Below are 14,046 nucleotides of genomic sequence, written 5' to 3'. Positions count from 1 at the left end.
GAGGATCGCCCGCTGGTAGCGCCACATCAGCTCCTCCAGCCGCTCCAGGTTGCCGCCCACCGCCGCGCCCAGCGCCAGCACCAGGCCCGTGTGTGCCATCGCCGACAGCGCCCCCAGGGTCAGGGCGTTGCTGCGCGGCATGTGCGCCGCCCCCGCCGCCACGAAGATCAACCCCCGCACTCCTGGAATGAAGCGGTTGGCCAGCAGCAGCCACGGGCCCTTGTGCCGCATCTGCGACTGCACCGACTCCAGCCGCGCGTGCGTGATTCCGAAGAACGCCTCATCCGGCCGCCGCTCGAAGCGCACCGCCAGCCACCGTCCTACCTGGTAGTTGATGAGCGCCCCCGCCACGCTCCCCGCCACCACCACGAGGAACACCAGCGGCCACGGGTGCTCGCCCCGGACCGCGTACACCCCACCCAGCAGGGTGATGGTGTCCCCGGGAAACGGCGGCACCACGTACTCCACCGCCGCCGCCAGCCCGAGCACCAGCAGGCCCAGCAGGCCCAGGTGCGTGATGAGAGTGTCGAAGTACTCGACCATGCACCGCCAGATTAACCAGCGGTCACCGGCGGCGGCAGCACCACGCCGCCATATTGTGACGCTTCCAGCGTCCCGCAGGCCGCGCCGATGTCCTTGCCCCCCGAGTAGCGCCGGGCAATGGGCGCCCCCAGGATTTGCAGGTGGTCTCGAAACGCCTTCAGCTCCTCGGGCGAGGGCGGCTGGTACTTCCCCGTCGGATCCGTCACGTCGATGAGGTCCACCTTGATGGGGATGCCCGCGAACGTCTCCTTCAGCGCCACCGCGTCCTCGCGCCCGAGGTTGAAGCCGCTGATGGCCACATAGGCGATCATCGCCCGCTCGCGCCGCACGGTGGCGTATTCGCGGATGGCGTCCACCAGCTCCGGCAGCGGATGCGCCTTCTCAATCGGCAGCACCTTCGCCCGCTTCTCCGCGATGGCGCTCGTCACCGAGAAGGCCAGCCGGTACGGGTGCCCCTCGCGCACGTAGCGCCGGATGGCCGGCACCATCCCCGCCGTGGAGAAGGTGATGGAGGGGCCGGCGATCGCGAAGCCCGCCGGGTTGGAGAGGATCTGCGCCGCCCGCAGGGTCTCCGCGTAGTTGAGCAGCGGCTCCCCCATCCCCATGAACACCACGCCGCGCACGGGCCGGTCCGCCTCGGCGCGGATCTGCAGCACCTGGTCCAGAATCTCCCAGGTGCGCAGGTTGCGCTGGAAGCCCAGCTTGCCCGTCATGCAGAAGTCACAGGCCAGCGCACAGCCCACCTGGCTCGAGACGCACACCACGTACTTCTCGTCGAAGATGGGAATGCGCACCGCCTCCACCCGGCCCCCGAGGGGCGAGGCGAAGAGGTACTTCACGAAGCCGTCGTCGGCCTGGCGGCGCTCCACCACCTCCAGCCGGGGCATCTCGGCGCTCGCCCGGAGCAGGTCGGCGACACGGCGCGGCACCTGCGGCGCCTGGCACACCTCCTCCAGCGAGGAGGCCCCATGGGCGAAGACGGAGGCGAAGACTTTGCGCACCGCGGTGGGCGACGGCTCCGCGGGCGAGAGGGCCTGCTGCAGCTCAGGCAAGGACAGGGACTTCAGGTTGAGCGTCACGAGGCGGACTTGATTCGAGCGCGCAGGTATTCTGTCAGCTTGGCCGACACTTCCCGCGGCATCTGTTGGGCCAACGCTCGCCGGCACAGGCCCGGCGTGGCCTTGTAGGTACGCAGGAAATCCACGCACGGCGCGCAGCCCGAGAGGTGCTCGCGCAGATGTTTCGCTTCCTCGGGCGGTATCTCACCGTCGAGGAAGTCCAGCAGGAGGTTGATGGCGTCTTTACACGTGTACATCCGGACCTCGGCCGCGGCCTGCCTCGTTACCTACGAAGATGCCCAGCCCCCTGATGGGTTTCACGCGCTGGTGTTGCCCTGATTGTAGAACCGGTCGATGGCCTCGCGAAGCGCGAGCCGCGCCCGGTGCAGCCGACTCTTGATAGCGGGAATGGAGTCTCCCGTCACCTCGGCGATCTGTTCGTAACTGAGCCCGTCCACGTCTTTCAAGAGAAAGACTTCCCGGTACCCCTCGGGCAGGCGGTCGGTCGCTTCCTGGATGGCCCGCCCCAGCTCGGCGTCCAGGATGCGCCCCTCGGCGCTCCGGCTCCAGTCCTGGGGGGGGTAGTCGGCCAGGCTGCCCCGCTCGGTGAACTCCGGGCCTTGGAGCTCCTCCTCGGCCGCCCGCACGACCCGGCGGTGCCGCAGCCGCATCAGGGCGTTGTTGGCGGCGATCCGGTGCACCCACGAGCCGAAGGCCGCATCCCCGCGGAAGTCCTTGAGGTGTTGGTAGGCGGACAGGAAGGTGTCCTGGGTGATTTCCGCGGCATCCGCCTCGGAGCGGGTCATCCGCAGCGCCAGCCCGTACACCTTGTCCCGGTGGGTATCCACCAGCGCCTCGAAGGCACTGATGTCGCCGGCCTGGGCCCGCGACACGAGCTGCCGGTCCTCTTCCTTGACGGCCTCGTCGGACATGTGCGGCGCACCCTCCCAGTCCACCACGCCCGGCGTCAAGAGCGCTCACCGCGCCGTCTCCGGGGTGGACGGCTCACGTGTTGACTGCCTCGAACCCACAGCCGGTAGGGCTCCTGGGCCCAGGCCCCGGCGTAGTCCACCCCGATGCGGGGGCCCCGCTCCACCCCGGACTCGGGCACGGGGGGCCCCGCTTCGATGTGGAGCTGGGCGCTCTGCAGGTCCCAGCGGTTGTGGGCGAGCGTCAGCCCGAGGGCCCGGCACAGCCGCCCCGGCCCGTCCGTCCGGGCCTCCGGCGGCAGGCCCTCCACCGGCTCCACCGCCCGCACCAGCACCGCCGAGCCCACCCCCTCCAGGTCCGTCACGGCATTGAAACAGTGGTACATCCCATAGATGAGGTAGACGTAGGCCCGCCCTGGCGGCCCGAAGAGCACCTCGGTCCGAGCCGTGCGCCCCTTGGAGGCGTGGCAGGCCAGGTCGTGCTCGCCCACGTAGGCCTCCGTCTCCACGATGCGGCCCACGCGCCGCCACCCGCCCTCGTCCACGACGAGTCGGGCGCCCAACAGCTCGCGGGCGACGGTGAGCGCGGGGCGCGCATAGAAGGCGGAGGGAAGACGCACGGCGGGTGAACGGATGCCGTCGGCCCGGCCCTCCGTCAACACCCGAACGGGAGCCGGAGGCCCGAGTCTCCCCCAGGAGAGCGGACCTGCACGGAATCCCCTGCCTGTGCGCCAGGACAGTTCACAGGCGCGGTGACGTGGTGCATTGTGCGCCATCATGGCTTCCACCGGTCGCATTTCCGGTCTCCTCCTCCCGCTCTTCTCCCTCCGCTCGAAGACCGACTTTGGCATCGGTGACTTCGGCGGGCTCGATGGCCTCTTCCACTGGATGGAGGCCGCGCGCCAGCGTCTCTTGATGCTGCTGCCGCTGCTGCCCACGGCCCCGGGGGACCCCAGCCCCTACTCCACGCGCTCGGCCTTCGGCCTCAACGCGCTCTTCATCAACCTGGAGATGCTCCCCGAGTTCCACGCCACCGGCGGCGAGGCGGCGCTCTCCGCGGAGGAGAAGCGCATGCTGGCCGAGGCGCGCGCCGCGCCCCGCGTCCGCTACGACCTCGTCTTCCGCCTCAAGGGCGCCGCCTTCCGGCGCGCCTTCGAGCACTTCGAGCGCACCGCGTGGCCCCAGAGCCCGCGCGCCCAGGAGTTCATGGCGTGGCGCCAGCAGCAGGGCGAGTGGCTGGAGAGCTACGCGCTCTACACCGCCATCTCCCAGGAGCGGAACCATGCGCCCTGGTGGGAGTGGCCGGAGCCGCTGCGCAACCGGCACCCGGACGCGCTGGGGGCCGAGACGGCGCGGCTGGAGCGCGAGGTGCGCTACCACGCCTGGCTGCAGTGGGTGGCCGAGGTGCAGTGGGACGCGGTGCGCGGGCTGGCCAAGGCGCGCGGCGTCCTGCTGTGCGGCGACGAGCCCTTCATCATCGGCCAGGACAGCGCGGACGTGTGGGCGCACCGGGACGTGCTGCGGCGCGACGCGCGCCTGGGCGTGCCCCCGGACGCCTTCTCCGCCACGGGCCAGGACTGGGGCCTGCCCTACTTCGACTTCGAGCAGATGGAGAAGGACGACTACCGCTGGCTCAAGTCGCGCGCCACCAAGGCGGCCAGCTACTATGACCTGCGCCGGGTGGACCACGCGGTGGGCTACTTCCGCCAGTGGATTCGCGACGAGAAGACGCCCACGGGCCGCTTCGTGCCCGACACCGAGGAGGCGTGGAAGAAGCTCGGCGAGCGGCACTTCCGCCTGCTGGCGAAGGACGCGGGCATCGTCGCCGAGGACCTGGGGGTGATTCCGCCCTTCGTGCGCACCATCCTCAAGAACCTGGGCCTGCCGGGCTACCGGGTGATGCGCTGGGAGCGCGACGACAGCATCTACCGCAACCCCCACCAGTTCCCCCCCGTGTCGCTCGTCACCACCGGCACCCACGACACCGAGCCGGTGGCCGAGTGGTGGGAGGCGGCCACGGACGAGGAGCGCCTGGGCACCGCGCGCGTCTACCCCGAGTTCCAGGGCGTCGCGGCCACGAAGGAGTTCTCCCCCGAGGTGCACCGGGCCATGCTGGCCTCCGCGCTCAACTCGGGCAGCGACCTGTGCGTGCTGCCCTGGCAGGACGTGCTCGGCACGCGCGACCGCATCAACCTGCCGGGCACCATGGGCGACGCCAACTGGGCCTACCGCATCACCCAGAACGTGGAGGACCTCCTCACCACCGCGGAGACGCGCTCGGCGGCCGAGCGGCTCGGCCTCCTCACCGCCTCGGCCCGTCGCTGAGGCCCCCGCCCCCACGGACCACCGCCATGAAGACTCGCCTCCTCGCGCCTCTGCTGACGGCGGGCCTCGCGGCCCTGGGGAGCGCCTGCCTGGAGGAGCCCACCTCCGAGCAGCGGCTCTGCCAGCGCTACTGCTACGGGCAGCTCGCGGCCCTCCCCACCAACGGGGCGTCCTCCTGCGAGGACTCCGGCGACGATTACTGGGACGACTGCGTCCGCACCTGTCAGCAAGACCTCGACGCCGCCCAGGCCGTCTGCCGCTCGCAGCTGGTGCGGGCCTATGGCTGCGGCGCGGACCACTCCTGGTTCTGCGTCCCCCGGGAGGGCGACGGGCGCACCCTCACCCAGTTCGACACGTGTCGCGACACCTGGAACGCCGTCTACGCCTGCGAGCAGGCCACCCGCCCCGACGCGGGCACGCCCTGAGCACGAGGGCCCGGCGCACGGGCCCCACGCCCTAGTCGCGGATGCACTTCACCTGGCCGGGGAAGCCATCGAAGATGGCGCAGGTTCCCCCCTCCTTCTCGCACTCGAGCCTGTCGCACACCTCCAGGGGGAGGCACAGCGCGGGGGAGCGCCCGTAGTCGAAGAACACCTCCAGGCAGAAGGTGTCTCTCAGGACGTCGTCCTCGGGGTCTTCCGGGGTGCTGTTGGGGTCGAGCACGACGGTGGGGCACCCCAGGGTGGTGCAGTAGCGCAACTGCTCCGGCATCCCATCGAGAAACAGCTTCTGGCCTTCCTTCAGCCGCACCGCTTCGTCCTCGGTCACGCCGCACGCGCTGAGTACCGTCAATGCGGCCGCGCCCAGGAGTCCTCTGATTCGCCATGGCATACGCCGCCACAGTGAAGCAGCCGGGCCCGGGGTGCACCTCCCAAGCGCCCTCAACGCGCGCCACCCGACAGTGCGTGCGTCCGCGGCGTGTCCAGTGTCCGCTGCACGAGAAGCCGCACACCTTGCGAGTCAACAGGGTGACGTCCAGGTTATGAACCCACCGTGGACGCCGCCGACTCACATCTCCGCCAGAACCTCCCCGTCCTCCTCCTCCTCGCCCTCGCGTCCGGGTGCGCCACCTCCTCGGGCTCCGCCCGGCAGCCGGACCAGCCCAAGGTGGTGGACCTCGACATCGAGGGCACCGACCAGATCAAGGCCTCCGACATCAAGGAGAAGATCGTCACCAGCGAGACGCCCTGGTGGGAGCCCTTCAACCCCTTCGTCCCACCGAACTACTTCGACGCCAACGCGTGGCAGGCGGACCTGCGGCGCATCGAGCGCTACTACCAGTCGCAGGGCTTCTACCAGGCCGAGATCATCTCCGAGAACGTGCGCGCCAAGGGAGAGCACGCCGTCGCGCTGGAGGTGAAGGTGCGCGAGGGAGAGCCCACCCAGGTCATCGCCCTCAACGTGCTGGGGATGGAGGCGCTGCCCCCGGAGCACCGCGCGAAGGCGCTGGCGGAGCTGCCGCTGACGCAGACGGCGGTGTTCCGCGAGGAGGACTGGGAGTCGACGAAGGAGATGGTGCGGCAGCGGCTGCGCGAGCTGGGCTACGCCGAGGCGGAGGTGGGCGGCGAGGTGCGGGTGGACCTGGCCACGCGCGGAGCCCAGGCGGACCTGCAGGTGACGCCGGGCCCGCGCTACCGCTTCGGCAACGTCTTCGTGGCCACGGACGCCAACCCGCAGGTGGCCCCCAAGCGCATCATCGAGCAAGCCAAGGGCGCGGTGCGCAAGGGGGACTGGTACAGCGAGTCGGCCCTGGCCGAGGCGCAGTCGCGCGTCTTCCGCATGGGCGTCTTCGGCGCGGTGAAGGTCAACCGCGGCTCGCCAGACCGGGAGAACCTCACGGTGCCGGTGGTGGTGGACGTGCGCGAGGCGCCCTTCCGCTCCATCCGCCTGGGCGGCGGCATCGGCGTGGACGCGGCCCGGCAGGAAATCCGCGTGCTGGGCGAGTGGACGAACCGCAACTTCTTCGGCGGCCTGCGCCGGCTCACCGTCAGTGGACGGGTGGGCTACGCCTTCATCCCCAACATCACCTCCGCCTTCGACAGGATCGACACGAATGGAGATGGCGAGGGAGATGAGCCCAACCTCAGCACGCCCCATGGCCCCGTGGGCCAGCTCTCCATCCAGTTCGAGCAGCCCCGGTTCCTCGCTCGGGACCTGAGTCTGCAAGCCTCCCTCGTCGCGGAGCGGGGGCTGGAGCAGGCGTACAACTACATTGGCGGGCGGGGACGGGGCGGCGTCGTCTGGCGGCCGCACCCGGAGCTGTCCCTCTTCTCCACCTACAACCTGGAGCTCTACCGGCTCCAGGGCCAGCGAGGCTCTCAGGACCAGACGAGCGTGCCGCCCCTGGTGCTGGGCTGCCCGGCGGGCGCGAGCCTGGCGGACACCTGCAGCATCTCGGTGAGCTACCTCGAGCAGGTGCTCGAGTGGGACCAGCGCAATGATCCGATCGCTCCGAGCAATGGCTACTACACCACGCTGTCGCTGCAGGAGGGCGGCGGGCCCCTGCAGGGAGACTTCACCTTCCTGCGCGTGCTGCCGGACATGCGCGTCTACCGGACGTTCGGTCCGAACGACCGCTTCACCGTCGCGGCGCGGCTGCGGCTGGGCACGCTCCTCACCCCCGTCACCACCAACGAGACGGGCGAGCGCATCCGCGAGGAGAGCGCCATCGTCAACCGCTTCTTCGCCGGCGGTGGCGCCTCCATGCGCGGCTTCAACAGCCGGCGGCTGTCGCCCATGAATGTCAGCACCCCGGACGCGGAGCAGCCCTCGGACCGGGTCGTCCCCATCGGCGGCAACAGCCTCCTCGAGACGACCGTGGAGCTGCGCTACAAGCTGTTCGGAGAGCTGGTGCTCGCCGCCTTCCACGACTCCGGCCTCGCCGGTGCCGGCCCGCTGAACTTCGGCCCCCCCCAGGATGACGTGCGCCGGGAGAGCAGCCGCATCTTCGGGGACTACCACTACCAGGCGGTGGGCATCGGCCTGCGCTACCTCACCCTCGTCGGGCCCGTGCGGCTGGACCTCGCCCGGCGGTTGAACGTCGGCCGGCCCCTGCCCATCTTCGACGCCGCCACGGGAGGAGCCACCACCGTCGGCGGGCTGGGGGACTGCTTCGGCCTGGGCGGGTCGGAGGAGAAGGACCCCGTGACGGGGAGATTCGTGGGCAGGGAATACGCGGGGGCCCCGGAAGGCCTCTGCACCTTCTTTCTGTCGATTGGAGAGGCGTTTTGAGCAGCGGCAACGGACCGGGTCCTGAGAATCCTTCTGCTCCTCCCACGCGGCGCCGTCGGGGGCGGTGGCTCCTGTGGGGCCTGCTCGGTGTCCTCGGACTCGTGCTGGTGCTCGTGGTGGGCGCGCTCCTCTACGTGACCGCGCCCGCGGGAGAAGCACGCGTGCGCGCCCTCGTCGTCGAACAGGCGAATGCCCAGCTCTCCGGCCGCCTGGAGGTGGGGGGAGTCGACCTGGGCCTCAACTCCCTCGTCCTCACCGGGCTGAAGCTGTACGACCCCGAGGGCGAGCTGGTGGCGGAGGTGGAGCGGTTGGAGGCGCAGTGGGCGCTCGCGCCCCTGGCCCGCAGGCACATCGTCCTCCGCTCCGCGCGCCTGGAGCAGCCCCACCTCTACCTGCACCAGGACGAGCGGGGCCTCAACCTCTCGCGCGCCATCGCGCCTCGGGAGCCCAAGCCGGAGGAGCCGCCCCCCCAGCAGCGCGGCACCCTGCGCTTCTCCCTGAACGACTTCCAACTGGAGGACGGCTCGGTCGACTACGTGGCGGAAGCGCCGGAGGGCACGCGCGAGGTGCGCCTGGACGACCTGGATGCCAACGGCGCGGCCTCGTGGGCCGCGGCCACCGAGGCGCTCGACGTGAAGCTCGACGCCACCGCCAGCCTCGCCCGCCCCGTGGCGGGCCCGGTGCGCCTGTCCCTCGAGGGCCAGGGCGAAGAGGGCAAGCTGAACGCGGACGTGGACTTCACCGCCCCGGGGCTCACCCTCCAGGCCCACGGCGGGCTGGAGGGCGAGAAGCAGGCCCGCGCCGAGGTGAAGCAGCTCACCCTCGCCCCGGAGACGGCACGCGCCTTCCTGCCCTCCTATCCCGTGGCCGCTCCCGTCACCCTCTCGGGCACCGTGGCCCAGGAGGGGGACCTGCTGCGGGTGGACCTGGATGGCCAGGCCGCCGGGGGCACCGCCGAGGTGGAGGGCTCGCTGGACATGGTGCGGCTGCGCACCGACGGCTTCACCGCCCGCGTGCGCGAGTTGGATCTCGCGAAGCTGCTGGGCGGCGGGCCGAGCTCCACGCTCGCGGCGGATCTGCGCGTCACCGGCGGCGGCAAGAGCCTGGAGACGCTCGAGGGCACGGTGGACCTCACCATGTCGCCCTCGCGCATCTCCGGCCGGACGCTCGGGCCGGTGGAGCTGCACGCGAGCGCGAAGAACGGCACCTTCACGCTCTCCCAGCTCCAGGCCCAGGCCCCCGGCGCCAGCCTCACCGCGAGCGGCGGAGGCACGCAGGAGGCTCTCCGCATCAAGGGCCAGCTCGTCGCCTCCGACCTGGACACCTTCGCCAACACCGTGGGCCGTCTGGGTGACGGCAAGCCCCTGCCCCTCTCGGGCCACGGCGCCCTGGACTTCACCGTCTCCGGCCCCGCCCGCCAGCCCGCCGTCACCGTCTCGGGCGGCTTCGAGGCGCTCGCCTGGGCGGACACGGCCGTGCGGGGCCTCACGCTGGACGCCCGCGTGCCGGACGTCACCCAGCCCCTCACCACGGACGCCACGCTGAAGGCCACGAAGCTGACCACCGGTGGCCGCACCTTCGAGGCGCTCCACGCCTCGCTCGCCACCCAGGGCCGGGCGCTGGAGGCCACCGTGCGCACCGGGGGCGCGACGGACCTCCTCGTCTCGCTGCGGGGCACCGTGGACGAGGACAACCAGGGCCTCGGGCTCGACGCCCTCACCCTGCGCTACCCCGAGGCCGGTTGGACGCTCCAGAGCCCCACGCACGTGGGCTGGGGCAACGGCCGCGTGGAGGTGGCGACGCCCCAGGCACCGCTCACCCTCACCTCGGGGCCCCAGGGCCTCTCGCTGTCGCTGCTCCAGGTGGGCGAGCGCCTCAACGCGACCACGGAGCTGCGGGCCTTCGACCTCGGAAAGCTCCCGAAGGCCTTCATGCCCCCGTCACTGCAACTGGAGGGGCAGCTCGCCGGCACCGTGGCGGTGAGCGGGCGCCTGCCCCGACCGGATGCCCAGGTGAACCTCACCCTGCGAGGTGGGCGCTACCAGCAGTACGCGGACCTGGGCTTCGACCTCCAGGGCCGCTACGTGCGGGACCGCGCCACCGGCACCTTCGCCGCGAGCGCGCCCGCCGGCCGCGTCGCCGCCGACTTCGACGTGCCGGTGCAGGGGCTGATGCGGCACCGCCGCGAGCCCGTGGCCCTGACGGTGACGATGGACCGGGTGGACATCGGCCCCGCGCTGCGCATGGCCGGCCAGCCGGAGTCCGCCACCGGCATCCTCTCCGGCACCCTGACGTTGGAGGGAATGGCGAGCGACCCGCGCCTGACGCTCTCCCTGAAGGGCTCGCAGCTTCGCTACTGGGGCGTGCCGCCCACGCAGCCGCCCCCGGTGGTGCTCGCCCCCGGCGCGCTCCCTCCGGAGCTGCTCGCCAAGCCCCTCGGCTTCGAGCTCACCGCCCGCTCCGACGAGAAGGACGGCTCGCTCAGCGCGCGCCTGGACCTCCAGGGCCTCGGCTCCGAGGCCTACGCCGCGCTCGACACGCCCTTCACCCTGGGCCAGCTCCTGTCCAAGCCGCCCACGGCGGCCCAGATGATGGACACGCCCATGCGCAAGCTGGAGGCGCGTGTGACGGAGATGCACCTGGGCCTGCTGTCACAGCTCGGCCTGGCCAACCGGGCCAGCGGCGTGGTGTCGCTGGCGGCCAACCTCACCGGCCCGCTGCTGGCGCCCGTGGGCGAGCTGAAGGTGGACGCCCGGCGGGCGACGATGGGCGGCTTCGAGCCCCTCGACGCCACCCTCGCCCTGCTCACGAGCGCCTCGGACGTGAAGCTCCAGCTCGACGTGCGGCGCGAGAACGCGTTGCTGGCCCAGCTGGATGCCACCGTCGACGCCCCCATCGCCGCGCTGCAGGACCAGGAGGTGGTGGGCTACGTGCCCTTCACCCTCAAGGCCCGAAGCGGCCCCATCCCGCTGCGGGAGCTGCAGGCCATGGCCTCGCCGCCCGAGCCGACCGCCGGCACGTCCCAGCAGCTCGTCCAGGGCATCTTCTCGCTGGAGCTGGCGGCACGGGGCACGCTGGCGAACCCCGAGCTGGAGCTCACCTCCGGACTGCAACAGCTCGGCGTCCGCCAGTTCGCGCTCGGCCAGGCGCGCTTCCACTACACCTACGACGAAGCCCGCTCCGCGCTGGACGCGCTGCTCACCTCGCCCAATGGCGGCACCCTGCTGGTGCGGGGCCAGGCGACGCAGGAGCTGTCCCTGCCCGCCCTGCGGCGCGGCGTGTCCTTCGCCCGCGCGCCCCTGGAGGTGGACCTGGACGCGCAACAGTTCGACCTCTCCTTCCTGTCCGGCTCGCAGCTTCCCATGGTGCGCACCCTCGGCGGCATGCTGCAGGCGGACGCACACGTGGGAGGCACCGTCGGCGCCCCCACCTTCCGCGGCAACTTCCACTGGAAGGACGGCCTGCTCGCCCTGGAGAGCTACGGCGAGTACCGGGACATCCAGGTGGCGCTCGACGTCAACGACGAGAGCCTGAAGCTCTCCGAGCTCTCCGCTCGCAGCGGCCGCGGCACCCTGAGCCTCACCGCCCAGGCCAACCGCACCCGCTCCGGCCACTTCGCCCTCACCGGCCAGGGAGAGCTGAAGGACTTCCCGCTCGTCACCGACGACCAGCTCCTGGCCGAGCTCACCCTGCGCACCACCCTCGAGGGCGAGGTGTCCAACGAGCTCGTCAACCTGCGAGACCTGACCATCCCCGAGGCCCACATCACCCTGCCCGAGGCCAGGCGCAAGGACCTGCAGGCACTCGACAGGCCCGAGGGCATCGTCCTGGTGCGCAACGGCGTGCCCCTCGAGAAGCGCAAGCGCAAGAAGGACGCGCCCGCCCCGGGCACGGCCCAGGGCACCGGCGGCGCCGGCCCGGCCGAGGAGCCGGAGGAGGCGCTGCGCAAGTACTGGGTGAGCGTGAACGCCCCGAAGAACCTCTGGATTCACGGCACGGACGTCAACGCGGAGATCGGCCTGTCGGACAAATTCCGCATCGAGTACGCGGACGCCACCGCCATCTACGGCGAGGTGCGCGTGCTGCGCGGCGACCTGGAGGTGATGGGCCGGCGCTTCACCGTGCAGAACTCCAGCCAGCTGCGCTTCACCGGCCCGGCGCTCACGCCGTACATCAACGCCACCGCCGAGCACAACAACGAGCGCGCCGGGGTGAAGGTGTTCGTCACCGTCCGCGGGCAGGGCAAGGAGCTCACCATCAAGCCCACCAGCGAGCCGCCGTTGCCGGAGACGGAAATCTACACGCTGCTGGCCACCGGCCGGCGCACGCTGAAGGCGGGCTCGGGCGCGTCGATGAACCAGGGACAGGTGGCCTCGGTGCTGGGCTCGGTGCTGGCCTCGCAGGCGCGCAAGGCGCTGGCGGCGAAGCTGCCGCTGGACGTGCTCTCCATCGAGGCCGGCGAGGAGGGCCTCACCGACGCTCGGCTGGAGGTGGGCAAGTACCTCACGGACAACCTGTACCTGGGCTACCGGGGCCGCCTCGGCAGCCCGCAGAACCAGTCCAGCACGCGGCGGGAGAACAACAACGCCGTGCGGCTGGAGTACCAGTTCAGCCCGCGCTGGAGCCTCGAAGGAGAGTACGGCGACGCCCAGCAGGGAGGCGCGGACGTCATCTGGAGCAAGGACTACTGAGGCCCTACTCCACGCCGCCCAGCAGGAAGGACAGCAGCAGCAGGCCGAGCACCACGGACGTCACCGTGACGAAGGCGCGGTCGCGCTGCCGGCTGAAGACGAGCAGCGAGAGGGCCACGCGCAGCACCGGCGTGGCCATCAGCACGAGCAGCCCCACCATCACGAAGGCCTGTCCCCGGGCATTCATCGCGTCCGCCAGCACGTCCGACAGGTCGTGCGGCCCGCGCTCCGGGGCGGTGAGGCGCTCGAGCGCCTGCGCCGAGGAGAAGTAGTCGGGGTGGTGGAAGAAGGTCAGCGACATGCCGAGCGTCACCAGCGTGAGGCTGAGCACCACGCCGGAGCGCAGCAGGTGGCTGATGAGCAGCTCGGGGCTGACGGCGCCCTGCTCCAGCGCTTCCGCGGCGACCTCGGTGGAGGGACGGGTGGGTTCCACGCTCACGGGCTCATCCCCTTGCGCAGCATCTGGAAGGCCACCCACAGCAGCACCGCCACGAAGAGCGCACGCAGCCAGTGGGCCTTCACCTTCGTCAGGTAGCGCGAGCCGGTGAAGGCCCCCAGCACCACGCCAGCGCACACGGGGCCGGCGATGAAGGGGTCGATGTCACCCCGCGCGAAGTAGACGCCCGCGCTGGCCGCGGCGGTGACGCCAATCATGAAGTTGCTGGTGGCGGCGGACACCTTGAGGGGCAGGCCCATGGCGAGGTCCATCGCCGGCACCTTCAGCGCCCCCGAGCCGATGCCCAGGAGCCCACTCACCGTGCCCGCGCCGTACATGAGGCCCAGGCCCGTCAGCGGGCGGGTGACGCGGTAGGGCACCTCGCGCCCCGCCTCCTCGTCCCAGTAGCTGCCATGCAGCCCCAGGCGGTCGGCGAGCGCGTCGGGGGGAGCCTCTCCCGCCACACACGCGCCCCCGCGCAGCTTGCGCAGCATGACGAGCGCCGAGCACGCCATCACCGCGCCGAAGACGAGGTAGAGCCAGCGGCCACTGACGAGCCCCGCGAGCGAGGCCCCCGTGAGCGCCCCGGCGGTGGTGGCCAGCTCGAGGAACATGGCCACGCGCAGGTTGGTGAGGCGCTCGCGGACGTAGGCGGCCGCCGCGCCGCTGGAGGTGGCGATGACGGAGACGATGGAGGCCCCCACCGCGTAGCGGATGTCCACCCCCAGCCCCAGGGTGAGCACCGGCACGAGGATGAGTCCCCCGCCGAGCCCCAGGAGCGAGCCCATCAGCCCGGCCCCGAGGGACACGACGAAGACCACGACGGTGAAGAG

Annotated in this window: 12 protein-coding genes; 4 read left to right on the top strand and 8 right to left on the bottom strand. The window is 71.5% G+C overall.

From position 1 onward, the window contains the following. From VF697_RS16260 to VF697_RS16240, 5 genes are all read right to left on the bottom strand, one after another. The coding region (locus VF697_RS16260) for a DedA family protein (protein ID WP_331095969.1) at window positions 1-543 on the bottom strand (543 nt) is incomplete at its 3' end. Window positions 544-554: 11 nt separating this feature from the next. Continuing rightward, a complete protein-coding gene (locus tag VF697_RS16255; RefSeq protein WP_331095967.1) occupies window positions 555-1,622 on the bottom strand; it encodes a radical SAM protein in 1,068 nt (355 codons plus the stop codon). Next, window positions 1,619-1,858 carry an anti-sigma factor gene (locus tag VF697_RS16250; RefSeq protein WP_331095965.1) on the bottom strand — a complete coding sequence of 80 codons (240 nt, stop codon included), beginning with the start codon at window positions 1,856-1,858 and terminating at the stop codon, window positions 1,619-1,621. The genes VF697_RS16255 and VF697_RS16250 overlap by 4 nt, the downstream gene beginning before the upstream one ends. Before the next feature lie 60 nt (window positions 1,859-1,918). Beyond that, a complete protein-coding gene (locus VF697_RS16245; RefSeq protein ID WP_331095963.1) occupies window positions 1,919-2,533 on the bottom strand; it encodes an RNA polymerase sigma factor in 615 nt (204 codons plus the stop codon). A gap of 35 nt (window positions 2,534-2,568) precedes the next feature. Continuing rightward, window positions 2,569-3,150 carry a DNA-3-methyladenine glycosylase gene (locus tag VF697_RS16240; protein WP_331095962.1) on the bottom strand — a complete coding sequence of 194 codons (582 nt, stop codon included), beginning with the start codon at window positions 3,148-3,150 and terminating at the stop codon, window positions 2,569-2,571. A gap of 157 nt (window positions 3,151-3,307) precedes the next feature. Here VF697_RS16240 and VF697_RS16235 point away from each other — a divergent pair, with 157 nt between their 5' ends. Both VF697_RS16235 and VF697_RS16230 read left to right on the top strand, forming a co-directional pair. Further along, on the top strand, window positions 3,308-4,855 hold the full coding sequence (locus VF697_RS16235) for a 4-alpha-glucanotransferase (RefSeq protein ID WP_331095960.1): 1,548 nt from the start codon (window positions 3,308-3,310) through the stop codon (window positions 4,853-4,855). 26 nt (window positions 4,856-4,881) lie between these two features. Continuing rightward, complete coding sequence (locus VF697_RS16230; RefSeq protein ID WP_331095958.1) at window positions 4,882-5,280, top strand: hypothetical protein; 399 nt, start codon at window positions 4,882-4,884, stop codon at window positions 5,278-5,280. A gap of 31 nt (window positions 5,281-5,311) precedes the next feature. Here VF697_RS16230 and VF697_RS16225 read toward each other — a convergent pair whose 3' ends face one another. Further along, window positions 5,312-5,623, bottom strand: a complete 312-nt coding sequence (locus VF697_RS16225; RefSeq protein ID WP_331095956.1) for a hypothetical protein — start codon at window positions 5,621-5,623, stop codon at window positions 5,312-5,314. A 225-nt stretch (window positions 5,624-5,848) separates the two neighbouring features. Here VF697_RS16225 and VF697_RS16220 point away from each other — a divergent pair, with 225 nt between their 5' ends. Continuing rightward, a complete protein-coding gene (locus tag VF697_RS16220; protein ID WP_331095954.1) occupies window positions 5,849-8,086 on the top strand; it encodes a BamA/TamA family outer membrane protein in 2,238 nt (745 codons plus the stop codon). A gap of 101 nt (window positions 8,087-8,187) precedes the next feature. Further along, entirely contained in the window at window positions 8,188-12,777 is a 4,590-nt protein-coding gene (locus VF697_RS16215; RefSeq protein WP_331095952.1) for a translocation/assembly module TamB domain-containing protein, read from the top strand. 4 nt (window positions 12,778-12,781) lie between these two features. Here VF697_RS16215 and VF697_RS16210 read toward each other — a convergent pair whose 3' ends face one another. Together VF697_RS16210 and VF697_RS16205 are read right to left on the bottom strand one after the other, a co-directional pair. Beyond that, window positions 12,782-13,216, bottom strand: a complete 435-nt coding sequence (locus tag VF697_RS16210; protein WP_331095950.1) for a DUF1634 domain-containing protein — start codon at window positions 13,214-13,216, stop codon at window positions 12,782-12,784. Continuing rightward, window positions 13,213-14,046 (bottom strand): sulfite exporter TauE/SafE family protein (locus VF697_RS16205; protein ID WP_414641295.1); only part of this gene is annotated, 834 nt, incomplete at its 5' end. The genes VF697_RS16205 and VF697_RS16210, both read right to left, overlap by 4 nt.

The sequence above is a fragment of the Archangium sp. genome (assembly GCF_036388035.1).
Taxonomy (GTDB): Bacteria; Myxococcota; Myxococcia; order Myxococcales; family Myxococcaceae; genus Archangium.
This window is presented reverse-complemented; position numbering and strand designations above follow the sequence as displayed.

Bases quoted from the DNA above. Each gene is read 5' to 3' on its own strand.
- VF697_RS16250 (WP_331095965.1), bottom strand. From the start codon at position 1,858: ATGTACACGTGTAAAGACGCCATCAACCTCCTGCTGGACTTCCTCGAC.
- VF697_RS16245 (WP_331095963.1), bottom strand. From the start codon at position 2,533: ATGTCCGACGAGGCCGTCAAGGAAGAGGACCGGCAGCTCGTGTCGCGG.
- VF697_RS16235 (WP_331095960.1), top strand. From the start codon at position 3,308: ATGGCTTCCACCGGTCGCATTTCCGGTCTCCTCCTCCCGCTCTTCTCC.
- VF697_RS16230 (WP_331095958.1), top strand. From the start codon at position 4,882: ATGAAGACTCGCCTCCTCGCGCCTCTGCTGACGGCGGGCCTCGCGGCC.